This is a genomic window from Mucilaginibacter sp. P4_A11, assembly GCF_056402535.1.
Genome location: NZ_JBFUHE010000007.1, coordinates 97,144 through 120,663, shown reverse-complemented (window position 1 = coordinate 120,663; position 23,520 = coordinate 97,144). Strand labels below are relative to the sequence as shown.

General features: G+C 43.9%; 21 protein-coding genes and 2 pseudogenes. 14 read left to right on the top strand and 9 right to left on the bottom strand.

Annotated elements, in window-relative coordinates; all coding sequences use genetic code 11:
- Positions 1-144 precede the first annotated feature (144 nt).
- From AC1DUD_RS15455 to AC1DUD_RS15430, 6 genes and pseudogenes are all read left to right on the top strand, one after another.
- Positions 145-300, top strand: a complete 156-nt coding sequence (locus AC1DUD_RS15455) for a lmo0937 family membrane protein (RefSeq protein ID WP_477375828.1) — start codon at positions 145-147, stop codon at positions 298-300.
- A gap of 96 nt (positions 301-396) precedes the next feature.
- The gene (locus tag AC1DUD_RS15450; protein ID WP_477375826.1) at positions 397-1,245 is read left to right on the top strand and encodes an AraC family transcriptional regulator; all 849 of its coding nucleotides are present in this window, start codon (positions 397-399) and stop codon (positions 1,243-1,245) included.
- Between the two features lie 169 nt (positions 1,246-1,414).
- Positions 1,415-2,470 (top strand): alpha/beta hydrolase, encoded by a 1,056-nt coding sequence (locus AC1DUD_RS15445; RefSeq protein WP_477375824.1) that lies wholly within the window; start codon positions 1,415-1,417, stop codon positions 2,468-2,470.
- Between the two features lie 202 nt (positions 2,471-2,672).
- Positions 2,673-3,503, top strand: coding sequence for an N-acetylmuramoyl-L-alanine amidase (locus AC1DUD_RS15440; protein ID WP_477375822.1), 831 nt, complete (start codon positions 2,673-2,675; stop codon positions 3,501-3,503).
- A 383-nt stretch (positions 3,504-3,886) separates the two neighbouring features.
- Entirely contained in the window at positions 3,887-4,696 is an 810-nt protein-coding gene (locus AC1DUD_RS15435; protein ID WP_477375820.1) for a helix-turn-helix domain-containing protein, read from the top strand.
- Positions 4,697-4,751: 55 nt separating this feature from the next.
- Positions 4,752-5,714: pseudogene (locus AC1DUD_RS15430) on the top strand (nitrilase family protein).
- Between the two features lie 142 nt (positions 5,715-5,856).
- Here the strand turns inward: AC1DUD_RS15430 and serS are convergent.
- A complete protein-coding gene (gene serS, locus AC1DUD_RS15425) occupies positions 5,857-7,128 on the bottom strand; it encodes a serine--tRNA ligase (RefSeq protein ID WP_477375818.1) in 1,272 nt (423 codons plus the stop codon).
- A 141-nt stretch (positions 7,129-7,269) separates the two neighbouring features.
- Between serS and rsmI the strand changes: the two genes are divergently transcribed.
- From rsmI to lnt, 4 genes are all read left to right on the top strand, one after another.
- Positions 7,270-7,998 (top strand): 16S rRNA (cytidine(1402)-2'-O)-methyltransferase, encoded by a 729-nt coding sequence (gene rsmI / locus AC1DUD_RS15420; RefSeq protein WP_477375816.1) that lies wholly within the window; start codon positions 7,270-7,272, stop codon positions 7,996-7,998.
- Between the two features lie 94 nt (positions 7,999-8,092).
- A complete protein-coding gene (locus AC1DUD_RS15415) occupies positions 8,093-8,308 on the top strand; it encodes a hypothetical protein (protein ID WP_477375814.1) in 216 nt (71 codons plus the stop codon).
- Positions 8,302-8,592 carry a type II toxin-antitoxin system RelE/ParE family toxin gene (locus AC1DUD_RS15410; RefSeq protein ID WP_477375812.1) on the top strand — a complete coding sequence of 97 codons (291 nt, stop codon included), beginning with the start codon at positions 8,302-8,304 and terminating at the stop codon, positions 8,590-8,592. Before AC1DUD_RS15415 ends, AC1DUD_RS15410 begins: the two co-directional genes overlap by 7 nt.
- 35 nt (positions 8,593-8,627) lie before the next feature.
- The gene (gene lnt / locus AC1DUD_RS15405; protein ID WP_477375810.1) at positions 8,628-10,262 is read left to right on the top strand and encodes an apolipoprotein N-acyltransferase; all 1,635 of its coding nucleotides are present in this window, start codon (positions 8,628-8,630) and stop codon (positions 10,260-10,262) included.
- A gap of 19 nt (positions 10,263-10,281) precedes the next feature.
- On the opposite strand, the gene AC1DUD_RS15400 is transcribed toward lnt, so the two are convergent.
- The 8 genes from AC1DUD_RS15400 to AC1DUD_RS15365 form a co-directional block, all read right to left on the bottom strand.
- Positions 10,282-10,863: a TetR/AcrR family transcriptional regulator gene (locus tag AC1DUD_RS15400; RefSeq protein WP_477375808.1), complete on the bottom strand. Its 582-nt coding sequence runs from the start codon at positions 10,861-10,863 to the stop codon at positions 10,282-10,284.
- A 106-nt stretch (positions 10,864-10,969) separates the two neighbouring features.
- The gene (locus AC1DUD_RS15395; RefSeq protein WP_477375806.1) at positions 10,970-11,719 is read right to left on the bottom strand and encodes an SDR family NAD(P)-dependent oxidoreductase; all 750 of its coding nucleotides are present in this window, start codon (positions 11,717-11,719) and stop codon (positions 10,970-10,972) included.
- Positions 11,720-12,064: 345 nt separating this feature from the next.
- Positions 12,065-12,931 carry a BadF/BadG/BcrA/BcrD ATPase family protein gene (locus AC1DUD_RS15390; protein ID WP_477375804.1) on the bottom strand — a complete coding sequence of 289 codons (867 nt, stop codon included), beginning with the start codon at positions 12,929-12,931 and terminating at the stop codon, positions 12,065-12,067.
- Positions 12,928-13,308, bottom strand: coding sequence for a response regulator (locus AC1DUD_RS15385; protein WP_477375802.1), 381 nt, complete (start codon positions 13,306-13,308; stop codon positions 12,928-12,930). The genes AC1DUD_RS15390 and AC1DUD_RS15385 overlap by 4 nt, the downstream gene beginning before the upstream one ends.
- A gap of 41 nt (positions 13,309-13,349) precedes the next feature.
- Positions 13,350-14,669 (bottom strand): TolC family protein, encoded by a 1,320-nt coding sequence (locus AC1DUD_RS15380; protein ID WP_477375800.1) that lies wholly within the window; start codon positions 14,667-14,669, stop codon positions 13,350-13,352.
- A gap of 9 nt (positions 14,670-14,678) precedes the next feature.
- Entirely contained in the window at positions 14,679-17,831 is a 3,153-nt protein-coding gene (locus tag AC1DUD_RS15375; RefSeq protein WP_477375798.1) for an efflux RND transporter permease subunit, read from the bottom strand.
- Positions 17,832-17,837: 6 nt separating this feature from the next.
- Positions 17,838-18,920, bottom strand: coding sequence for an efflux RND transporter periplasmic adaptor subunit (locus tag AC1DUD_RS15370; RefSeq protein ID WP_477375796.1), 1,083 nt, complete (start codon positions 18,918-18,920; stop codon positions 17,838-17,840).
- A 7-nt stretch (positions 18,921-18,927) separates the two neighbouring features.
- Entirely contained in the window at positions 18,928-19,395 is a 468-nt protein-coding gene (locus AC1DUD_RS15365) for a MarR family winged helix-turn-helix transcriptional regulator (protein ID WP_477375794.1), read from the bottom strand.
- Between the two features lie 182 nt (positions 19,396-19,577).
- Between AC1DUD_RS15365 and AC1DUD_RS15360 the strand changes: the two genes are divergently transcribed.
- The 4 genes and pseudogenes from AC1DUD_RS15360 to AC1DUD_RS15345 all read left to right on the top strand — a co-directional run bounded on the left by AC1DUD_RS15360 (position 19,578) and on the right by AC1DUD_RS15345 (position 23,364).
- Positions 19,578-21,332: a M61 family metallopeptidase gene (locus tag AC1DUD_RS15360; RefSeq protein WP_477375792.1), complete on the top strand. Its 1,755-nt coding sequence runs from the start codon at positions 19,578-19,580 to the stop codon at positions 21,330-21,332.
- A gap of 83 nt (positions 21,333-21,415) precedes the next feature.
- A complete protein-coding gene (locus tag AC1DUD_RS15355) occupies positions 21,416-21,619 on the top strand; it encodes a DUF2683 family protein (RefSeq protein WP_477375790.1) in 204 nt (67 codons plus the stop codon).
- 24 nt (positions 21,620-21,643) lie between these two features.
- Positions 21,644-21,772: pseudogene (locus AC1DUD_RS15350) on the top strand (type II toxin-antitoxin system YoeB family toxin); the annotation flags it as partial.
- Between the two features lie 263 nt (positions 21,773-22,035).
- A complete protein-coding gene (locus AC1DUD_RS15345; RefSeq protein ID WP_477375788.1) occupies positions 22,036-23,364 on the top strand; it encodes an APC family permease in 1,329 nt (442 codons plus the stop codon).
- Positions 23,365-23,520: the final 156 nt, after the last annotated feature.

Below are 23,520 nucleotides of genomic sequence, written 5' to 3'. Positions count from 1 at the left end.
AAAGATACACCGGGAATAAATCATTACAAAATACAGCTGTAAATGAGGGCAATGATCCTTAAAAAGGAACAAATTTTAAAACTTTTTCGGCGCTGCTCTTATTATACTAATATCTATGAAAATCATTAATTAAAACAAATTATCATGAACTCACTCCTGTATATGATTGCAGTCATCCTTATAATAGGATGGGCAATAGGCGTATTTTTCACATCAGTAGGCAGCCTGATCCACATTTTGCTGGTAATAGCCATTATCGCGTTCTTGCTGGGCATAATACGGCGATCTACGGCTATATAACACTGCTGAAAATATAAATTGATGCCCGGCCCTGTTAAGCCGGGCATTTTTTGTTGATATCTTTGCACCTTATCTGCATATAAAAATATTTCATCGATGGCTGGCTTCAAGCAATTCTCCTTTAAAAAATTCGGGTATTTAGATTTTGAACATGACTACACCGCCCAATTGCAAAAAAAGGATTATGCCGAATTTATCCAGATCTTATTTGTAAAAGCCGGCGGCGGGGCTGTTATCGATTTTAAAGAGTACAAGCTGCAGCAGGATGCCCTTTTCTTTATTAATCCCGGTCAGTTTCATAAACTCAATGATAATTGCACCGGCACCATGTTGTATTACAACCGCGATTTTTATTGCGTTGAAATGCATGATAAAGAAGTGGCCTGCGATGGGATCCTTTTTCATAATGTTTACGATATCCCGGTGGTGATGATGGACGAGCAGGCATCAGCAATAATGAAAGTTTCATTTAATGAGATAAAAGCAGAGATAGATGCCAGTGACAGCAGTGTAGAAGAAATGCTGAGGATTTTATTGAAACAGATCATTATCCGTTCAACCCGCATCTGGAAGCAAGAGCATCATGTTACTACCGAAGAAGCCCGCCAGGAGGTTGAGTTTTCGCGAAGCTTTAGCCAGATGGTGGAGTGGAACTATACCAAACTGCATACCGTGGCCGACTATGCCGATATGCTTAACATTACCCCCAAAGCACTCAATAAACGCATTACCCGCTATAGCAACACCACACCCAACGATATCATTAAAAACCGCATTATACTGGAGGCCAAACGCCTGCTGGTTCACACTTCATTAAGCGTAAAAGAGATAGCGTATAAACTGGGCTATGAAGATCCATCATACTTTATCCGCCTGTTTAGTAAACAGGCCGAAACTTCACCACAAAACTTCAGGCAACAATACCTCGCACCTCCGGTATCATAAAGGGTAAAATGCAACCCCGCTAAACTGCCAACTGAAAGCGGCCTACTGCCTACTCCTCTTCAGGGGAAAATTGTCCTGTCCATGTCTACTTCTGTGCATTGAGTGGCTTTAATTGGCGTCCTACCTTTGTTGTGTACAAAAAGAGATAGTAAATCAAATACATAACAAAATGAAAACTCAATCTATAACTACCCAAATCGGAACAGTAATATTAGCCTTAATTTTAGGTGCATGTGCGTCGGCCCAAACCGTACAACCTGTTGATCCCGCACAGGACCCACATATTGAAAGCCATGTAAAAGCATTTTTAAACGTACTTAATTCAGGTACCGGCAAACCGCTTGAACAGCTTTCGCCAAAAGATGCCCGTGCGGTACTGACCGGTGCTCAGGAGTCAGTAAAATTTGATTACAGCGATATCACTGTTACTGAGAAAACCATTACCGAAGATGGCCAGCAAATAAAACTGGATATCGTTAAACCGGCCAATGCAAAAGGTGTATTGCCGGTGTTCATGTTCTTCCATGGTGGTGGTTGGGTATTGGGTGATTTCCCTACCCACAAACGTTTGGTTCGCGATTTAGTGGTTAACTCGGGTGCTGCTGCTGTATTTGTAAACTACACCCCATCACCCGAAGCGCATTACCCAGTAGCTATTAACCAGGCTTACAGCGCTACCAAATGGGTTGCCGCTCATGGTGCCGAAATTAATGTAGATGGCAAACGTTTGGCCGTAGTTGGCAACAGCGTTGGTGGTAACATGGCTGCTGTAGTTTCCCTGATGGCTAAAGACAAAAAAGGCCCCGAAATTAAATTACAGGTATTGTTATGGCCTGTAACCGATGCAAACTTCGAAACTGAATCATACAACCAGTTTGCTACCGGCAGGTTCCTAACTAAAAACGCAATGAAATGGTTCTGGGATAACTATACAACTAATCCTGACGAACGTAAGCAGATCTACGCTTCGCCATTGCAGGCCACAACCGATCAGTTAAAAGGATTGCCAACAGCCGTAGTTGAAACCGCCGAAAACGACGTATTACGTGACGAAGGCGAGGCTTATGCCCGCAAATTGGACGAAGCCGGTGTTAAAGTAACCGCTACCCGCTACAACGGCATGATCCACGACTGGGGTTTACTTAACCCAATAGCTGATGTACCGGCAACCCAATCAGCATTATTACACGCCGCTGCCGAAATTAAAAAGGCGTTGAGCAAATAAAAGGATCGGAACCTTGATATTCTTGATTAGGGGATTGCCTGATGTTGCAAAGCATCGGGCAATTTTTTGTTTAGGGTATATCGAGGTTTTTTGTATACTTGGTTTCATCAGCAGGTGGTCTTTTTAAATCAAACAAATCAAGGCTTATTATCTTAACTTATCAGGAAATCCTTTAATCGCGTAAATCAAGGTTCAAATCAGCATGAAAAATATATACACTTTATTACTCGCCGCTTCGGCAATCCTGCTGGACGCATGCTCGCCCAAAATACAACCGCCATACGCTGCAACCAATAAAGTATATCATACCCAAACCGACTCGTTAGTTGATGTAATTACACGCGAACAGCCTGCTATGCTGGTTGACAGCGCCGGCGGGGCTATCCCTTCAGAATGGGTGGGTACGGTTAACTTCAACCTGCGCAAACCCAACTATGTGATCATTCACTATACTGCGCAGGATTCGGTTAAGCAAACCCTAACTACATTTACGCTGGTAAAACCGCAGGTGAGCGCGCATTATGTTGTAAGTAAAGATGGCAAGGTGTACCATATGCTTAATGATTACCTCCGGGCCTGGCATGCCGGGATCAGCAAATGGGGCAGCATCACTGATATGAACAGCTGTTCTATCGGTATTGAGATTGACAATAACGGCCACGAGCCATTTAACGATGTACAGGTTAAAAGTCTGCTTGCTTTATTGGCACAATTAAAGAAAACATATAACATTCCGCAGGCTAATTTTATTGGGCATCAGGATATAGCACCATTGCGTAAGCCCGATCCGGGACCGCTGTTTCCATGGAAATTGTTAGCCCAGAAAGGCTTCGGGTTTTGGCGAGAAGAATTGCTTGAGCTTCCGCCCGATAATTTCGATTATGCTACCGCGCTTAAGCTCATCGGCTATGATATCAGCAACCTGCCTGTAGCTATTGTTGCCTTTAAACGTCACTTTGTACAAACGGACGAAACGCCGGTGATGACGCAGCTGGATCTGAATATACTTTACAATGTTTATAGGAAGTATTAGATGCTGAGTTCTTTAATAAAATGTCATTGCGCGCGCAGTGGGGCAATCGCACGGAAGTAGAGCCGCAGTGCATAGTCTACGATTTTCATGCGGCCCTTATAATGACGTGGTAGTAAGCTTTGGGTTATTAAGTGTATGTGTTGATCGATTTATAACATGGGCGTTGCCTGCGGCCGGGCTTTCCGTTGCAAGTCCTCGCCTTTCCTGCCCACAATCCCTACACGCGCTCCGGGCTTTACACTGCAATCCCTAACGCCCCCCCGCACAACGCCGCTAAAATATATTTTACACGTCATCGCGCTTTTTCCGGGCTTTCCCTGGTGGTTACTCAATGACACGATTTTTATTTATTTTTAAGGCCAAGGCTAAAATCCGGCATTATAATGCAAATAACACCCAACCCTTTGCTCTCGGCTATTGTTAAGCACTATTTAATTATAGAGCATAAAAACGATATCGCCTTAAATTACCGTCTGTTTTCCGATGGCAATCCGGGGATAGTTTTTCACTTAAAAGCACCATTGCTGCAATATGACCAGCGCCATACCGCCGCCTACTCCCAACCAAAAAGTTTTGTTTACGGGCAGATCACTCACTATAATGATATCCGTTCTGTTGATGACCTGGCAATGTTGGTTGTTGTTTTGCAGCCCAATGTACTTTTGCCCTTGTTTGGAATAGCCGCATATGAACTGATTGACACCATCATACAACTAAAAGATCTTTTCGGGCAGGAAGCCTGTGATTTGGAAGACCAGCTTGCAAACGCTGCCAGCCTTTCCGAAGCGGCAGGCATCGCCGAACAATTTTTATTGAAAAAAGCATCCGCCGCATGCAACAGGCACGACATAGTTGACGAGGCGATAGGTATTGTTCATAAATGCAAAGGCATCATTAATATCAAAAGCCTTTTGGATGTGCTGCCTGTAACAGAACGGCAACTGGAGCGCAAGTTCAATGAGCAGGTAGGCACCTCCCCTAAAAAGTTTATAGATACGGTCAAATTTCAAAACTATCTTAAACAACTTCAAAAGCTGCATTCGGTAAAAGATGTAGGCATACTTAGCTATTCATGCGGATATTATGATCAGGCCCATCTTAATAACTTTTTCCGAAAGCACACTGGTGTTACCCCCTTGCAATACAAGGCCAATCATAGGCTGCTGGCTATAAACTTTATGCCCCTCGCATAAATCAAAATTGTCGGTTTTTTACAATAGCTTCCCATACGCTTGGGATAATTTTGAAATGAAAAACGATGATCAGCATATGGAAAACCTAACAATCGCCACAGCACAGTTTGAAAATAAAAGCGGTGACAAAGCCTATAATTTATCGGTTATTGAACAAATGGCAGCAGATGCCGCCACAAAAGGAGCAAAAGCAATAGCATTTCACGAATGTTCCATAACAGGCTATACCTTTGCCCGAACGCTAAACAAAGCACAGATGCTTGACCTGGCCGAAGAGATCCCGTCCGGGCCGAGCATCGCCGCATTAACCGAATACGCCCGGCGATATGATATTGCCATACTGGCTGGTCTGTTTGAAAAGGACAAAGACGATAATTTATTTAAAGCTTATGTATGCGTTGATAAAACCGGGCTGATAGCCAAACACCGGAAATTGCACCCTTTTATTAATCCGCATCTTTTACCGGGCACGGCCTATACCGTATTTGATTTGTACGGATGGAAATGCGGGATCCTTATTTGTTATGATAACAATGTAATTGAAAATGTGCGCGCAACTACCTTACTTGGTGCATAGGTAATTTTTATGCCGCACGTTACCATGTGTACACCATCAACCCGACCGGGAGCCGGTTTTGTTGACACTGAACTATGGAAAAATAAAGAGGCAAATGCACAACTACTTCGGAAGGAGTTCGACAGCCTTAAGGGCAGGCAATGGCTGATGAAATGGTTGCCAGCTCGGGCCTATGATAACGCGGTTTATGCCATATTCTCCAACCCAATAGGCATGGACGGCGATCAGCTAAAAAACGGATGCTCCATGATCATTGATCCATATGGCGATATAATGGCCGAATGCCGGTCACTGGACAATGAGATTGTTTTGGCCGAACTAACTCTTGATAAGCTGACAAAAGCCGGCGGCTATCGTTACATCCAGGCCAGAAAACCTGATTTATACCGTGATATCATCGGTCGCGAACATGAAAGTTTTCAGAAAGTGGTTTGGCTTTGATATTGAGCCCCTAATATACATATTACCAAAAACGTCATTGCGAGGTACGAAGCAATCCCAAACTATACAGGGCAGACCTGCCAATTGGGGATTGCTTCGTACCTCGCAATGACGCGTATATTCTTATTCGGATTAAGAAAATTTAATCAATCCACTCAAACTTAGTATAAGGCACAAGTACCTCTGGTACTTTAATACCTTTTTCAGTTTGGTTATTCTCCAGCAAGGTGGCTACAATACGCGGTAAGGCTAACGCGCTACCATTTAAAGTGTGCGCCAGCTGTGTTTTACCGTCAGCATTGCGGAAGCGGAGTTTAAGCCTGTTGCTCTGGAATGTTTCGAAGTTTGATACTGATGAAACTTCCAGCCAGCGTTGTTGTGCCGCGCTCCAGGTTTCCATGTCATAAGTTAAGGCAGAGCCAAAACCCATATCACCACCGCAAAGACGCAGTACACGATATGGCAAGCCTAATTTTTGCAACAAGCCCTGCACATGGGCACTCATCAGCTCCAATATCTCGTACGATTTATCAGGATGAGCTATGGTTACTATCTCCACTTTATCAAACTGGTGCAGGCGGTTAAGTCCGCGCACATGCGCACCATATGATCCAGCCTCACGGCGGAAGCATGGCGTATGACCGCAATTACGCACCGGCAACTGATCTTCTTTCAATATCACTTCACGGTACAGGTTGGTAATAGGCACTTCGGCAGTAGGTATCAGGTACAGGTTATCGATACCTACATGGTACATCTGTGCTTCTTTATCAGGCAGTTGTGATGTACCGAAACCTGAAGCTTCATTCACCATCAGTGGTACGCTTACCTCACTGTAACCTGCTTTTTCTGCTTCATCAATAAAATAATTGATAAGCGCACGTTGCAGTTTGGCACCCTTATTTTTATATACGGGGAAACCTGCACCGGTTATTTTAACACCCAGTTCAAAATCAATCAGGTTATATTTAGCGGCCAGCTCCCAGTGTGGTAAAGCATCGGCAGGCAACTCGGGTTTTACGCCGTTCTCTAACACCACTTCATTATCCTCAGGGGTTAAGCCTTTCGGTACTGAACTGTGCGGCAGATTGGGTAACAATACCAGTTTCTGATATAGTTCTTCTTCGGTTATGGTAAGTATGTCGCCCAATTTCTTGATCTCTTCTTTCCATGCTCCGGTTTTGCCTTTAAGGCCTTCGGCTTCTTCCTTTTTACCGGCGCGCATCAGCTCGCCAATCTGTTTTGCAGCTGCATTGGCCTCGGCCGAAACATTATCCATACTGGTTTGAGTGGAGCGGCGCTTGTCGTCCAGTTCAATTATTTCATCAACCAGTTGGGGCTGTTTAAAATTTTTTACAGCCAAACGTTCCAAAACCTGTTCCCGGTTATCACGGATATAACTAACTTGCAGCATTATTTTATTTTTTAGGCAAAGATATAAATAAGTCCATAGTCCATAGTCGATAGTCCATAGTAATTTACGTTATAGGAATACGAACTGAAATAACGTAAGATCCATGGACTATGGCCCATTGACTATCGACCAAAAACAACCATGAACAACCCAACAGGTAAATTATACTTAGTCCCCACCCCCATAGGCAATCTGGAGGATATGACCTTCAGGGCTATCCGCGTGCTGAAGGAGGTGGACCTGATACTTGCTGAAGATACCCGCACTTCTGCCCCAATGCTGAAGCACTTCGAGATCCATCAAAAAGTATTTGCACATCATCAGCATAACGAGCATCAATCAAGCAACGAGATCATTAAATTTTTGCTGCAAGGGAAAAATATCGCGCTCATTTCTGATGCCGGTACACCAGCTATTTCCGACCCGGGCTTTTTTCTTGTTCGCGAAGCTTTGAAGTTTAATATTGCTATTGAATGTCTACCTGGCGCTACAGCTTTTGTACCGGCACTGGTTAACTCCGGCTTCCCTACCGATAAGTTTTGCTTCGAGGGATTTTTACCGTTGAAAAAAGGTCGTCAAACCCGGTACAAGTTTTTGGCCGAAGAGGAACGGACCATCATACTATATGAGTCGCCCCACCGTTTGTTAAAAACGCTGGATGAAATGGCAACCTATTTTGGTGCCGACAGGCAGATCTCGGTATCGCGTGAGCTTACCAAAATGTTTGAAGAAACCGTACGGGGCACTGTAGTTGAAGTAAAACAGTACTTTGAAACACACCCTATGAAAGGCGAATTTGTAATGTGTGTTGCCGGGGCTCCGGCTAAGCCTGCAAAAGGGAAGTATGATAGGGATGAGGAGGAAGAGTAAGAACATCGCTGGTTTCTAAAGGAAAAAGGCCTGAAAACGCCGCGCTCAAAAAGCATATTTAGTATATTTGTTAATACGGCTAAAAACATGACTTATGGAATTGATCATTGATTTTGATAAAATTAAAGACAAAAGCAAAAAGGAGTGGCTCTTACACACTTTGAAGCTTATGAAGATTGATTTTCAGGCAACTGAAAAGCCGCAGACCATAGAGGAGTATAACCGAGATCTTGAAACTGGCGATGCTGAAATTAGCAATGGAAATTTCATAACCGCCGAAGATTTAAAGGCGCAAGCTCGGAAATGGTAACCATTTGGAGTAAAACGGCTATGTCCGAATTACGAAAAGCTTATAACTATATACAACTCGATTCTGTTCAAAATGCAGAGATAGTCCGCGATGAAATCATCGACATTACCATAGCGCTACCTCGCCATCCTGAAAAATATCCTTTGGATAAATTTAAAAAGAACAATGACGGCACATGGCGTGCCTTTGAAAAACACCATTATCGCGTTTCATACAGAGTAACTCCCCAGGCAATCCGAATTGTTCGACTAAGGCATACCAGTCGCTCCCCTTTAACTTTTTAATTATTATGACGGTTTAATACACATTGTCATCCTACATGAAAAAAACCCTACCATTAGCCATACTATCAGGCTTACTTTTGTGGATAGCCTGGCCTCCTACCCCTTATACTACGTTTTTACTTTTTATAGGCTTTGTGCCTATGCTGCTGGCTATTGAAAACATTATTAAAGACGACAATCCCAAAAAAGGAAAGCGGGTGTTCAACGTAACTTTCATAGGCTTTTTTATCTGGAATTCATTATCTGTTTACTGGGTTTACAATGCGCTCAAAATAGTAGGTGAAGTTGTCGCTATACCTATCACGCTAATCCCCTACTCGCTTGGCCCATTGCTTATGGCAACTGCCTTTTGGTTATATTACCGTTTAAGATTGGTTGCTCCCCGCTGGATTGCATTCCTTGGCTTGGTTTGTTTTTGGATAGGTTATGAATACCTGCACCAAAGCTGGGACCTGTACTTCCCCTGGATGACACTTGGCAATGGTTTTGCCGTGGCCCATCAGTGGATTCAATGGTATGAGTATACCGGTGTTTATGGTGGCACAATCTGGATCTGGGTAGTGAATATCCTGGCTTTTTTAATATATACCGGCTTACGTGAGGCTCAAACCAAACGTCAAAGAATGGTACTGATCACTGCGTTTGTGATTGCTATAGCAGCCCCTCTGGGTTATTCGTTATCGGTTTATCATAATTATGTAGAAGAGGTAAACCCATCAAACGTAGTTGTCGCCCAACCCAATATCGATCCTTACGAGAAAGATGGCACCATCCCTCCGGCCTTGCAACTTGATATCCTCATCCACCTTTCGAGACAGGTGGCACAACCTAATACCGAGTTTTTTATCTGGCCCGAAACAGCTATCCCGGCTCCCGTCTATATCGATGAAGAGCAGATAGGGCAAAACAATTTTATTAAACAGGCCCAGTTCTTTTTACGCAAATATCCAAATGGCAACCTGATCACCGGTGCCGAAACATTCAGGCTATATAACAACAGGGCCACACCAACGGCAGTTCCTTCGCCATGGGGCGGCGATCAGTACGCTGATTTTTACAGCACTGCACTTAATATTGAAAATGGCGACCGGATCCAAACCTACCACAAATCGCGGTTAGTGCCCGGTGCCGAATCATTACCTTTTGGCAACGCGCTTTCATTCCTAAAACCAGTATTTGAGCATTTAGGTGGAGCCACCGGCAATTATGCGCCAGAAAAGGATGCTAAAGTACTTTACTCGCAAAGCGGTATCGGGGTTGATCCTGTTATTTGCTATGAATCAATATGGGGAGGGTATATTGCCCGCTCGGTTAAAAAAGGAGCGCAGTTTATCGCCATTATTACTAACGATGGCTGGTGGGAAAACACCTCGGGTAAAGACCAGCATTTAGATTATGCCAAACTTCGCGCCATCGAATCCCGCCGTTGGGTTTGCCAATCGGCCAATACGGGCATCTCTGGTTTTATTAACCAACGTGGCGATGTAGTTAAACATACCGAATGGTGGGTTAAAACCGCCATTAAACAGGACATCAACCTCAACAGCGAGCTTACATTCTACGTTAAACACGGCGATTATATTCCGCAGGCAGGAAGTATATTGGCTGGCGTAGGAATTTTGTTTTTAGTGGGAATGAGATTGAGGAAGAAACAAACCTTAACGGCTTAAGAGCTCAACTAATAAATTTTTAATCAAGTACCGACAGGGTGGTTTTGATGATATCATCAAAAAAAGCCTTGTCGGCAGTTGCCTTGGCCGATACCTGCATACCACGTACCGCGTTAATAATGAAGCGGGCAAGCGCGAGGGGATCCTGGGTGTTGCGGATCTCACCACTGTCTTGTCCTTTCTTTATAGCCCGAAGAACCGCGCCTTCAAACTGTTGCTCATTCCGGCATATCAGGTTTTTAACTTCGGCATCGAGCGACGCCAGTTCAATTTCGGCATTTACCATGAAACAGCCTTTACGCTGTTCATCATTTAACAGATCGCGCATGGTAAGCTCCAAAAGCTTTTTTATTGCCTCTTTTGCCGATGCAGTATTATTGATAATATCGCACATCTGGCTACCCCCGGTTTGCTGATAGCTATCCAGGGCCTTAATATATAAAGCGTGCTTATCGCCAAAAGTATCGTACAGGCTTGAACGGCTTATACCCAAGCCATCCACAAGGTCCTGCATGGATGTACCATTGTAGCCTTTATGCCAAAAAATGCAAACGGCTTTGCTCAATACCTCGGCTTCATCAAAATCTTTAGTTCTTGCCATAACAGAAAAGCTTTACCCGTTTTGCGGGCAAAGCTATTCATTTTTAATTAATTGTTTAATCCTATATACCGTACCCGCTTGTTTTGACCGGGCTTTGCCTGTATGATTATCTTACACCACCACTTGCGATGATGATCTCACCGGTTAACCAGCGTGAATCATCTGATGCCAGGAATACGGCGACAGGCGCAATATCGTCCGGCTGACCAATACGGCCAAGCGGTGTGGTGCTTACTAACTGCGCTTGAAAATCACTGCCGATAAAGCCTGCAGTATGTGTACCTTCTGTTTCAACCATACCTGGGTTGATTGCATTTACACGGATCTTTTTAGGGCCAAGCTCTTTTGACAATACCTGTGTGATAGAATCCACTGCACCTTTGGTACCAGTATATATAGCGCTTTGCGGAGGTGTGATGCGGGTTACAGTCGAGCTTATGTTGATCACGCTGCCGCCTTTTTCACCAAAGCTGGCCACGGCGCCTTTGGTTGCTAATAACAATCCAAGCACATTGATGTTAAACTGGCGGTGAAACTCTTCTTCGGTTACGTCTTCAATCGGGGTAAACAGGTATACACCGGCATTATTTACCAGGATATCAGCTGCGCCATAAGCCTCATGAGTTTCAGCAAAAATACGGTCTACATCCGCACTTTTTGATACATCGCCCTGTACTGCAATAGCTTTACCACCATTACCGGTGATATCGGCCACTACTTTATCTGCACCTGTTTTGTCTGATGCATAATTTACCACTACAGCAGCTCCTTCCGCTGCCAAACCTCTTGCTATCTCAGCACCAATACCTTTTGATGCCCCTGTTACTACTGCTACTTTGTTCTCTAATTTTTTCATTTTCTGGAAGATTCGTTTAATTTTGGAATAATCGTTCCGCAAATATATATTCGATTTGGAACAATCGTTCCTAAATTGTTTTTTTATTATGCTGGGATGACAAAAGCATAGGTGCTCATTCGGGGAGTTACTTTAAATTTATCGTAGCTTTTTCGTTAGGCTGATGTAGTTCATAAGTTAAAAGAGGATGTCATGCCGAATTTATTTCGGCAGCTCATAAGATGTTTACGCCTGCGATGTCTTCGCCTTGTCTCTGGTAGACCTATCCTGTGACTACCTGCATGGTGAGATGCCGAAATAAATTCGGCATGACGTGGGGTATTTTAGAGCGAGTCCTTAGGGTCCTTACTCTTCCGTTGCCATTTCGTTCCTTTTCAGGATAAAAGCCATCAGGTCATTTATGGGATGTTTGATGATCTTGCCGGTTTTTACGCCGTGGAGGTGGCATAATGAGATCAACTCTTCAGAAAATGAATAGGCAATAGAACCAACAAAGTGGCATTTGTATTTATGGTATTCGGGGTATGATTTGATATTACTCTCAATAAATTCAACCAAGCCGTCAACCAGCATGGAGTGCCCGTATTCGGTTGTTTTTATTTCGCTTACAAACTTACTGAACGATGCCAGGTAGGTGTTGGCATTAGGCCTTTGATATACATTTTTGATCACGATCTCCTTGTTAAGGTGGTAGGCCTTATCAAATTTCTGGCTGATATCATATGGCATGTTGCCGTATAGAAAATCGGTGATCAATTTTTTACCATACCAGGTGCCCGAGCCTTCATCGCCTAAAACAAAACCAAGGCCGTGCTGCCCGTCATAAATTTCTTCGCCGTCAAAAAAAGAGATATTGCTACCTGTCCCCATTACGCAACAGATTCCCTTTTCCTGGCCGCATGTTGCATACGCGCATCCCAGCAGATCGCTGTCAACGCTGATATAGGCTTTGCTGAAATGTGTGCTCAGGGCGTTTGATACGATCTCGTGCCTGTCGGGACTACTGCATCCCGCGCCAAAAAAGTAAATCTCAGAGATCTCGGCAGCAAGGGCTACCATTTCGGGGGCCTGATCCTGTATAATACGGGCTATCTCCTTTTCGGTTAAAAAATATGGATTTAACCCCGCAGTAAGGAACGAGCGGGTTTCCTGGTCTGAAATGGTCAACAACCAATCAGTTTTTGATGATCCGCTATCTGCAACTAAGATCATTGACAAATTTCCTCGAGCGCTTTAACAGTAAGTGGCTTATGAATAAACTGTGTAATATGCTTATTATCGCTTGATTGCCTCATATCGGTAGGGTCAAGTGATGATGATAACATATATATTTTAATTCCTTTTTTAGCAATTTCCAAACCATCATACTCCTGCAGAAACTCAAAACCGCTCATCATTGGCATCCTGATATCTAAAAAAATAACATCAGGGTTTACCGATCCGTCTTTTAATGATTCAATGGCCTCCATCGGCGACTGGCGCACAATGATATTCTCTGCGAAGTTACTGTTCTCTAAAACCCTGCGCGTTATAAAGTTATCAATGTAGTTATCATCAATAAGCAGGCAGGTTTTAAAAGGGGTGGTCATGTTTCAAAAATAAGTTTTTAAACTTATTATTAAAATATTTTTTAATTGATGTTAATGCTGTTGGTTATCTGTTTTAACATGATCTCGGCCTGTTTGCTTTGATACTGCGCCGCAAAAAACTTTGACTGCGCATCAAGATAATTGCGCTGTGCTTCCCTTACTTCAAGCGGTGTAATATTGCCTAACTTATATTTATCAAGCGTAATGTCCAGGTTCTTTTTGTTAAGGTTTACGTTGGCTTCTTCCAATTTAACCAAATCAAGACCTGACAGGTATGCTACAAACAGGCTGCTAATCTGGCTTTCAATATTCAATTTTGTTTGTTTGGCAGCAATGCCGGCATTGTCTATCTGGATCTTTGCATTTTTTTCGCGCCTGTTTTGGTTAAGGCCGTTAAAAATATTGATGCTTGCGGTAAGCCCGTAATTAAACCCATGTACGTTTTGTGACAAGGTAAAACCAGCCGGCGTTTTGCTGTTGGTAAATGTATAACCCGATGTTAGCCCTACTTGCGGGTATCTTGTGGCGCGCACTTGTTTAAGATTGATCTCGGCCAGGCGTTGATTTATCTGCGCCGACAGGATAGCCGGATTTTGCAGCTGGGCGTTGTTGATCACATCAGCAAGTGCCAGTTTCTCATCAACTACAATGGTATCAGCAACTGAAAAATCAGTTTGCAGATCGCGGATGAGCAATTGATTAAGCTGTATTTTAGTAGTTCTGTATTGCTGATATTGGATCACCAGGTTGCCGGTATCAGTATTCAGGTTTACCTGGGCATTCAACACTTCTAATCTTGAAGCCCTTCCTACAGCAAACTTATCGTTAGCAATACGTAACTGCGTACGCGAAATGTCTATAGCTCCTTTTAAGGCCTTTACCTGTTCGTTCTGGCTGATAAGGTTATAATAGGTATCAATAACACTGGCCACTGTTCTTTGTACGGTATCCTGCAATTGTAGTACACCAAACCTATCTACCTGCTTCAGCTGATCATAATTTGCAAACATGGCAAAGCCGTCAAAAATTGTCCAGTTAAGGTTTACACCGTAGTTGTTATTGGAGTTTTTGGCATTACGGATATTATTAACCGTGCCGTCATTACGGGTTTGCTTGGTAGTTTGACGGCTGTTATTATCGTTAAAGTCGCCGGTAACCACCGGTAAGATCCCCGCGTTACCAAGCGTAACATTATTTGACGCAATAGTTGAGTTGTTTTGCGACAACTTGATATTATAGTTATTCTTCAGCGCTATTTCTACCGCATCTTTTAAAGTAAGCAGTGGTGCACCCTGCTGGGCCATGGCAATAGTTGATGCCATTGCGAAACAAAAGACCAGGCAGGTTATTTTCTTGATCATCATATTAAATTACAGGTTTTCGATCAGTTTAGGTTCATGATGGTGATGATGAGCTTCGGCCATTTCAGCTTCGGCAGCCATATCTTCCGGATCGTGGTCATGGTCTTTACGGGTTTTGGCGGCCAGCAGTAAATACATCATCGGGATAATGTAAAGTGTTAGTACCAATGAAAACAGCATCCCGCCCATAATAACGATACCTAATGATACACGGCTTTTTGCTCCCGCACCCAGCGCAAAAGCAATAGGCACAGAGCCCAGCACCACAGCTAAGCTTGTCATTAAAATAGGACGTAAACGCGCCGTGGCAGCTTCAACAACAGCCTCGTATTTGGCCACCCCCTGCTCCATCCGCTGGTTGGCAAACTCTACAATTAAGATCCCGTTTTTGGTTACCAGCCCTACCAGGGTGATGATCCCTATCTCGCTGAAAATATTGAGGGTTTGGTTAAACAACCACAATGATAAAAACGCCCCCGAAATAGCCAGCGGCACGGTAAGCATCACTATAAACGGATCCATAAAGCTTTCAAACTGGGCGGCCAGTACCAGGTAGATCAACAACAAGGCAAAGCCAAAGGCAAAAAGAATATTTGACGACCCTTCGGCATAGTCACGTGACGGGCCGCTTAGCGCGGTACTGAAGGTATCATCAAGCAGGCTTTTGGAGATCCTGTCCATTTCCTTAATACCATCGCCAACAGTGTAACCCGGAGCAAGACCGGCTGATAATGTTGCCGACTTATACCGGTTAAAGTGGTAAATAGCCGGTGGCGTAGCGCCTTCAGTAGTTTTAACTACGTTATCCAGCTGCACCAAAGCCCCTTTGGAGCTGCGTACATACACAGATTTCAGATCAAGCGGCTGATCGCGGTTGGCGCGGTCGACCTGTGCTATCACCTGGTATTGTTTGCCGTTTATCAGGAAATAATCTAAACGCCCGGCGCTATAATACAGTTGCAGGGTTTGGGCAATATCATCCACCGAAACACCTAAATCACGTGCCCGGTCACGGTCGGTAACCACGCGCAGTTCGGGTTTGGTAAATTTCAGGTTAACATCTGTTCCCTGGAAAACGGGGCTCTTTGATACCTCGGCAAAAAATTCTGGCAACACCTTACGGATCTTTTCAAAATCCTGGTTCTGGATAACATACTGTACCGGCAGAGATGTTTTTGAACCAGAGCCGCCACCACTAATGGTTTGTTCCTGCACTACAATAGCACGTGCATCAGGCATTTTCCTTAGCTTGGCATTGAGCCAGTCGGCAAGCTCCTGCTGTGTCCGCTTCCGCTCATCAGGGGCAACAAGCCCTACCCTGCCGAAACCTGTATTTGATGCGCCGCCGCCGCCAAATGATGGCGAAACAATTTCAAGATTAACGTTAGCCTCCGGAATTGAATCTTCAACAAGGTTTGATACCTTATCCATGTACCTGGTCATGTACTCATAAGTCGCACCTTCTGAACCGGTAACACTGTAACGAAGCAAACTACGGTCATCGAGTGGTGCAAGCTCCGATGGGATAACCCTTACCAGGACCCCGATAATAACTATAGAGGCGGCGAGGATAACAAACGAGATCCATTTACGCTTCATAAATTTAACGAGCGACTCAGAATATGAGTTGATCATATTTACAAAGAACGGTTCCGTTCTTTCGTAGAACTTAGATTTCTTCTGATTTTTACGGATCAGCTTTACGTTAAGCATCGGTGTTAACGATAATGATACGAACGCCGATATTAAAACCGAACCCGCTACCACTACCGCAAACTCGCGGAATAAGCGGCCCGTAAAGCCCTGTAAAAACACGATGGGTAAAAACACTGCTGCCAGCGTAACTGATGTGGATACTACCGCAAAAAAGATCTCGGCCGAACCTTCAAAAGCTGCCTTACGGATAGCCATACCAGCCTCTACCTTTTTATAGATGTTCTCGGTTACCACAATACCGTCATCCACCACCAGGCCCGTTGCCAGTACTATGCCCAAAAGGGTTAATATATTGATGGAAAAACCAAAGATGTACATGATAAAAAATGCACCGATCAATGATACCGGGATATCTATCAACGGACGGAAAGCTATGAGCCAGTCGCGGAAGAAAAGGTAGATGATAATTACCACCAATACAAACGCAACGATCAGCGTTTCCTGCACTTCGGATATGGACTGGTTAATGAACCTGGTATTATCCAAAGCCACTTTCACCGAAATATCGGGAGGAAGATCTTTTTTGATCTGCTCTAAACGGGCATAAAAATCCTTAGCTATCTGTACGTAGTTGGCGCCCGGTTGAGGAACAAGAGCCAACGCAACCATCGGCACACCCGATTCTTTAAATATGGTTTCCTCGTTTGCCGATCCCAATACAGCATAACCTATATCGCTAAGCCTGATCACCCTGCTGCTATCAGCACGGATAATAAGGTTATTAAAATCTTTCTCTGTTGCCAGTTTACCCAGTGCCCTGATGGTAACCTCGGTATTGTTGCCTTCAATTTTACCGGCAGGCAGCTCCACGTTCTCTTTAGCTAATGCGGCACCAATATCGGTTGCCGTAACACCAAGGGCCGAAAGTTTGTTAGGATCTATCCACAGGCGCATAGCGTACTGGCGTTGTCCCTGCACGTTAATGGTACTTACTCCCGGGATGGTTTGCAATCCCTCCAGCAGTACGTTCTCGGCATAATCATCCAACTGGTTTATATTACGTGTATTGCTACTTACGGTAAGGGTAATGATCTGGTCGGCGCTGGCATCGGCCTTGGTTACTACCGGCGGGGCGTTAATATCCTGCGGCAGCTGGCGCTGGGCCTGGCCCACTTTATCCCGCACATCGTTAGCGGCGGTTTCCAAATCGGCATCAAGGTCAAACTCAACGGTGATGTTGCTTTGCCCAACAGAACTGGTTGACGATATGTTGCGGATACCCGGCACACCATTTATTGATTTTTCAAGTGGTTCCGTGATCTGCGATTCAATTACATCGGCATTGGCGCCGGAGTAACTGGTGGATACCGAAATGATAGGCGGATCGACCGAAGGAAAATCCCTTACCCCTAAAAACTTATAGCCGATAATACCAAACACAACAATAACCACAGACATTACTGTTGCCAATACCGGCCGTTTAATACTTACTGAGGATAAACTCATATTGGTTTATTTAATAACTTTTAAAATTTTCAAAGGCACTTTTGGTCGCATTTGTATCAGGCCCGATACCACTACACTATCGCCGGGTTTTAAACCGTCAATAACCTGAATTTTAGTATCGGTGCGCATATCTGTTTTTACCGGTTTTGATACAGCTATGCCATTTTGATAGATCCAAACCAGGCTGCTTTTCAGATCGGGTATGACTGCTTCTGTTGGCAACAGGATAGTTTTAGGAATTTGATCCAGTGTTAAATTGATCTTGGCAAAGCTACCCGCAGTAAGGACTCCTTTAGGGTTTGGCGCTTTGGCGCGTACTGTTATAGTGCGTGAGCCGGCATCAATTGACGGGTCGATAGCGTATACTGTACCCACAAAGTTCTCCATCGAACTTTCAGTCTTGAACCTGATCTTACTGCCGGGACCCAGTATAGAAAGATATCTTTCAGGCACCGCAAACGTTACTTTAGCCGGATCGATATTCACCAAATTGGCAATAGGCGATGATGGTGACAAATAACTGCCGGGGCTCACATTCCTTAAACCGATAGTGCCCGAAAACGGTGCACGGATCTCGGTACGGGCTATCTGCGCCTTGATCACATCAGCAGCAGCCTTTAATGAGTTTAATGAAGTTAACGAGGTATCATATTCTTCCTGGCTTATGGCCTCTTTTTGAAGTAACTGACGGTTGCGGCTTTCCTGCTGCTTGGCCAACGCTACCTGGTACTGGTTTTGTTGCAGTGATGCTTCTAAATCCTGATTGTAAACCTTAACCAGCAGTTGTCCTTTTGTTACCTTAGTGCCTTCGTTAAAATAGATCCCTGTAATGTTTCCTGCTGTCTGGCTTATCAGGCTTACCTTTTCATTGGCATCAATGGTACCGGTAATATCAATGATGTTATTTACGGCGGTATCTTTAACAATCATTACGTTAACCCCCACCGGACCGCCTCCTTTTTTCTTATCACCCTTGCCCGAAGCCATAACCGCGGCCGATTTCTTTGCCCCCTCGCTAAAAAATTTGTTGTAAATTAAATAGGCAACCAGCAGGGCCAGCGCCGTGTAAATAATATATTTCGTTTTCATACTTCGTTTAATCCGTGTGTGGTTTAGCTTGTAGGGTTGTTTCGGGTGATATTAATGGGTTTAAATTTTTATGCATGCGGGTAAGTACACTTTCAAATACCTGCATATCGGTTTCGGATATGCCTTCGGTAATATCGGCGTTAATACTTTTAAAAGTTTCGATGATCTGGGGCACGGCCAGTTTTGCTTTTTCGGTAATGCGGAGCAGTTGCTGCCGCCTGTCGTTCGGGTTATTTTCGCGATAAACAAAACCTTTTAAAGTAAGCAGGTTGATGATGTTCACCATAGCCGATTTATCCTTGCCCAACATATGCGCCAGCACGTTTTGAGTAAGTTGCCCGTCATTAATGTAAATAAGCGAAAGTATATAATGGTACCGGGTAACATCCAGGTGAACGGTATGCTTTACCAGTACATCCAGGTACAGTTTACCTAAGCGTATCAGCTTGCGCGAAATAGGTTCAATCAGTTCCATTGACTTAAAAATCGATGTAAAACTAACAGCATAATATTAACAATAGTTGCATGTATCAACCATTTTACAACTACCTTTTGGGCTCAGTAATGCCACATACATAACTGATTATAGAATTTTTATAAATTGCGGCCATGAAACTGACCAACCTACGCACGTTATTTTTTCTAACGATCTTTATTATGAGTACTATCATCAGCAAGGCGGCCGCCAACGCTCAAATTACCTACAATGTTTCGTTTCCTGAAGCTCAGGCCCATTATGCTGATATTGAAATGCATATTACTGGCCTTCAGCAAAACACCCTCGAGCTTAAAATGCCGGTATGGACACCCGGCTCATACCTTGTACGCGAGTTTGCAAAAAACATTGAATCATTAACTGCCCAAACTAACGGCAAACCTGTTGCGGCACCCAAAACCAATAAGAATACCTGGCAAATTGTTACAAAAGGAATTTCATCAGTAACGGTAAAATACCGGGTTTACGCCTTTGAACTTTCTGTACGCACCAGCTTTATCGATGCATCGCATGGCTTCCTTTCAACCACCGGTATTTTCATTTATCCGGCTAATATGCTGCACTCACCAGCTACCATCCATATTAAACCATACAAAAACTGGGATAAAGTTTCAACCAGCCTCGAAATGGTAAATAATGATCCCTTTACCCGTTTATCGCCAAATTTTGACATCCTTTTCGATTCGCCTATTGAAGTGGGAAACCAGGACGTTTTTGGCTTTGATGCATCGGGCGTTCATTATGAAATATGCATGTACGGCGGCGGTAATTATGACAAGGAAAAATTAAAAGCCGATATCCATAAAATTGTAGATCAGGAAGCAGCCGTTTTTGGCGAGAACCCCAACAAGCACTATGTATTTATAGTACACAACCGCCAGCGTAACGGTGGCGGCCTGGAGCACCTGAGCTCAACCGTTTTAGGCGCATCACGTGATAACTATGCTAATGACAAAGGCTACCAAAGCTTTTTGGGCCTGGTTGCGCACGAACACTTTCATTTATGGAATGTAAAGCGCCTGCGCCCGGTAGTTTTAGGTCCGTTTGATTATGATACCGAAAACTACACTACCAACCTGTGGATAGCTGAAGGCTTTACCGAATATTACCAGGGCATCATTGTTCGCCGTACGCAGCTGTTCCCGGTTCAAAACTACTTTGATGTTTTGGAAAGCGAGTTCAATATCCTTGAAAACCTGCCCGGTAAAGATGTACAAACCGTTGCTGAATCAAGTTTCGACGCCTGGATCAAAGCTTATCGCCCTAACGAAAACTCAAACAATACCACTATATCATATTACAATAAAGGTGCGATCATTGGTATGATGCTTGACCTCGAAATCATCAACGATAGCAAAGGCAAATATTCATTGGATGATGCCATGAAGTATATGTACACCCAGTACTACAAGATCAAAAAACGCGGCTATACCGATGCTGAATTTAAAGCCGCATTTGAAAAATTTGCAGGTAAAAAGCTGGATGATTTTTATGCAAAATACATCAATGGCCTAACCGCGGTTGATTATAACAAATACTTAGGCTATGCCGGTTACAAGGTAGTTGACGAACTGGCCGATAAAACCGATGCGGCTTTAGGTGTCACTACCGCGACAACCGTCAACAAAAAAATCATTGTTACCGGTGTACAACGCGGTACTGCTGCTTACATAGATGGCATTAACGTAAACGACGAGATCACAGCAATTGACGGCACACCGGTTACCGATGCTTCGGCACTGATCACCGGTAAAAACCCGGGCGACAAGATCCAGGTAACCGTAACCCGCGATGGGCAAGCCATTATCCTCCCGGTCACCTTGCTGAAAAGCACCCGTGTTAAATACAATATTGTAACTGTTGACAGTCCGAGCGAGCAGCAATTGGCTGCAAGGAAAAAGTGGCTAAGCTTGTAAGATTGTTTTCTATAACAAAGAAGGCGCCTATCACGGCGCCTTCTTTGTTATAGCCAATTAAATATTATTGATTAAACTTGTATATGGAAACATTCATTGTATATCCTGAAAACAAAGAACAATCAGCAGCAATAAAAGCTTTTTTAAAAGCGCTCAAAATCAATTTTGAGAAACACGATAAAGGCTCATATAATGTCGAATTTGTTGAACAGGTATTAGCAGGCGAAGCGGCACGAAAAGCTGGCAAAAAAGGCGTTAGGGTAAATACCGACGACCTATGGAAATAGACTTATACGAGAAGGGACTTTGAATATTGGAAAAAATCCGGCAATAAGGCTGTTCAAAAAAAGATCTCGCAGATATTTAATAATATGAAAGCCCATCCTTTTGAAGGAATAGGAAAACCGGAGCCTCTCAAATATAAATTAACAGGCAAGTGATCGAGACGAATAAACTCCGAACACCGTATTATCTATGACGTGGTTGATGAAACCATTAATGTTTATTCTTTACGAGGGCGTTATGAATGATCAACGAAGGCCGGCTGCAAAGCTGGCCTTTTTGTTAAGTCCCCCCGGACAAGCTGCTGATTGCTTAGCATGTGTGTTACTTGGCGCGTGGGATGCTGAAACAAGTTCAGCACGACGCAAGGACATCAACAAAAAATTAAAATATTAACACATAAGTTATATTTTTATAGCTTATGCCCTCTGCAGCCTCATTAAAAAAAATACGCCCAATACAGCTTGTTGCTGTTATTTTCTTTACTGTATCCGGCGGCCCTTATGGTCTCGAACCGCTATTGAGTTATGCCGGCGATCATGGGGCTTTACTCATCTTACTTATAACCCCGCTAATGTGGGATGTACCGGCCATATTCACGGTACTTGAGCTTAATAGCATGATGCCTATAACCGGCGGCTATTATAAATGGGTAAAATACGCTCTCGGTCTGCATTGGGGTTTTATTGAAGGCTGGTGGACCTGGCTTTATACTTTTGTTGACCTGGCTATTTACCCCGTGCTGTTTGTGCAATATGCAGGTTTCTTTTTCCCTGAACTGTTAAACTTTCAGATCCCCGTTTGTTTGGTGGTAATCTGGGCCTCGGCAGGATTAAATATCTTAGGGATTATGCCGGTGGGTAAGGTTTCGGTATTTTTAAGCGCCGCCGTGCTTGCCCCAATTATTTTATTGATCGTATTAGGCATTTATCACCATAGCGGGGCGATGCACATTCCTACAACTTCATTAAAAGGGCTTAGTTTCCCGTCGTTCGGGATGGCTTTGTATACCGTGATGTGGAACTGCCTGGGCTGGGATAACGTGACCACCTATGCCGAAGAGGTTGAAAAGCCTGTCCGCTCCTATCTCATTTCTATTTTTACAGCATTCGCGCTTGTAATGGTGATCTATTTTTTTGCTATTTGGGTAGCCCAGCAATCGGGCATTAACCATGATACATTAACCGATAGCGGCTTCCCCGCGTTAGGCGTACTCATTGGCGGGCATTGGCTGGGCATAGTAGTGGCCGCAGGCGGCATGGCCAGTACCCTGGGGATTTATACAGCTGTGTTGTTATCAGTATCGCGTGTACCGCAGGTGATGTCCGAAGATAATTTACTGCCCAAAGGACTAAACAAGCTTCACCCGCGGTTCAAAACACCTTTCGTTTCCATTATTATCTGCTCCATAGTAGTAAGCTTTATGGTATTGTGGACCTTTGCCGACCTGCTCATCATCGATGTAACCGTTTACGGTGCCGGCCTTTCTTTGGAGTATGTTGCCCTTGTAAAACTCCGCATCAAAGAACCGCTGAAAGAGCGGCCTTTCCGCATTCCGCTTAGTGTTACCGGCTTGTGCCTTGTTTTGCTGCTGCCATTTATTGTTTACGGTGTAGCGCTGGGCGGAGCTTTAAGCTCGACACCAAAAGCCCTTTCGGCAGCTATTTTTGCGCTGGTAGCATTATCAAGTGCAGAGGTAGCATGGCAAATTATCAAACTAAGCAGACCTGAGTTGAAGACGAAAAGATAATTATATACGAATTGCCTTCGCAGTAGCATACAATTAATTCGAATTACACGAATTTTCCGTAAAGTATGATTCGATTAATGCTGAAAGATTTGTGGCAAAAATTTCTTCAACGCATTGCTGATTGGATAATTGCCGGGGATTTATGTAAATTCGGTT

What these genes read in the sequence shown, in the direction of transcription:
- AC1DUD_RS15440 (WP_477375822.1), top strand. Translation starts at nt 2,673, where the DNA reads ATGAAAAATATATACACTTTATTACTCGCCGCTTCGGCAATCCTGCTG.
- AC1DUD_RS15370 (WP_477375796.1), bottom strand. Translation starts at nt 18,920, where the DNA reads ATGAAAACGAAATATATTATTTACACGGCGCTGGCCCTGCTGGTTGCC.
- serS (WP_477375818.1), bottom strand. Translation starts at nt 7,128, where the DNA reads ATGCTGCAAGTTAGTTATATCCGTGATAACCGGGAACAGGTTTTGGAA.
- AC1DUD_RS15450 (WP_477375826.1), top strand. Translation starts at nt 397, where the DNA reads ATGGCTGGCTTCAAGCAATTCTCCTTTAAAAAATTCGGGTATTTAGAT.
- AC1DUD_RS15400 (WP_477375808.1), bottom strand. Translation starts at nt 10,863, where the DNA reads ATGGCAAGAACTAAAGATTTTGATGAAGCCGAGGTATTGAGCAAAGCC.
- rsmI (WP_477375816.1), top strand. Translation starts at nt 7,270, where the DNA reads ATGAACAACCCAACAGGTAAATTATACTTAGTCCCCACCCCCATAGGC.
- AC1DUD_RS15365 (WP_477375794.1), bottom strand. Translation starts at nt 19,395, where the DNA reads ATGGAACTGATTGAACCTATTTCGCGCAAGCTGATACGCTTAGGTAAA.
- AC1DUD_RS15360 (WP_477375792.1), top strand. Translation starts at nt 19,578, where the DNA reads ATGAGTACTATCATCAGCAAGGCGGCCGCCAACGCTCAAATTACCTAC.
- AC1DUD_RS15375 (WP_477375798.1), bottom strand. Translation starts at nt 17,831, where the DNA reads ATGAGTTTATCCTCAGTAAGTATTAAACGGCCGGTATTGGCAACAGTA.
- AC1DUD_RS15355 (WP_477375790.1), top strand. Translation starts at nt 21,416, where the DNA reads ATGGAAACATTCATTGTATATCCTGAAAACAAAGAACAATCAGCAGCA.
- AC1DUD_RS15390 (WP_477375804.1), bottom strand. Translation starts at nt 12,931, where the DNA reads ATGATCTTAGTTGCAGATAGCGGATCATCAAAAACTGATTGGTTGTTG.
- AC1DUD_RS15345 (WP_477375788.1), top strand. Translation starts at nt 22,036, where the DNA reads ATGCCCTCTGCAGCCTCATTAAAAAAAATACGCCCAATACAGCTTGTT.
- lnt (WP_477375810.1), top strand. Translation starts at nt 8,628, where the DNA reads ATGAAAAAAACCCTACCATTAGCCATACTATCAGGCTTACTTTTGTGG.
- AC1DUD_RS15395 (WP_477375806.1), bottom strand. Translation starts at nt 11,719, where the DNA reads ATGAAAAAATTAGAGAACAAAGTAGCAGTAGTAACAGGGGCATCAAAA.
- AC1DUD_RS15410 (WP_477375812.1), top strand. Translation starts at nt 8,302, where the DNA reads ATGGTAACCATTTGGAGTAAAACGGCTATGTCCGAATTACGAAAAGCT.
- AC1DUD_RS15415 (WP_477375814.1), top strand. Translation starts at nt 8,093, where the DNA reads ATGGAATTGATCATTGATTTTGATAAAATTAAAGACAAAAGCAAAAAG.
- AC1DUD_RS15380 (WP_477375800.1), bottom strand. Translation starts at nt 14,669, where the DNA reads ATGATCAAGAAAATAACCTGCCTGGTCTTTTGTTTCGCAATGGCATCA.
- AC1DUD_RS15455 (WP_477375828.1), top strand. Translation starts at nt 145, where the DNA reads ATGAACTCACTCCTGTATATGATTGCAGTCATCCTTATAATAGGATGG.
- AC1DUD_RS15385 (WP_477375802.1), bottom strand. Translation starts at nt 13,308, where the DNA reads ATGACCACCCCTTTTAAAACCTGCCTGCTTATTGATGATAACTACATT.
- AC1DUD_RS15445 (WP_477375824.1), top strand. Translation starts at nt 1,415, where the DNA reads ATGAAAACTCAATCTATAACTACCCAAATCGGAACAGTAATATTAGCC.
- AC1DUD_RS15435 (WP_477375820.1), top strand. Translation starts at nt 3,887, where the DNA reads ATGCAAATAACACCCAACCCTTTGCTCTCGGCTATTGTTAAGCACTAT.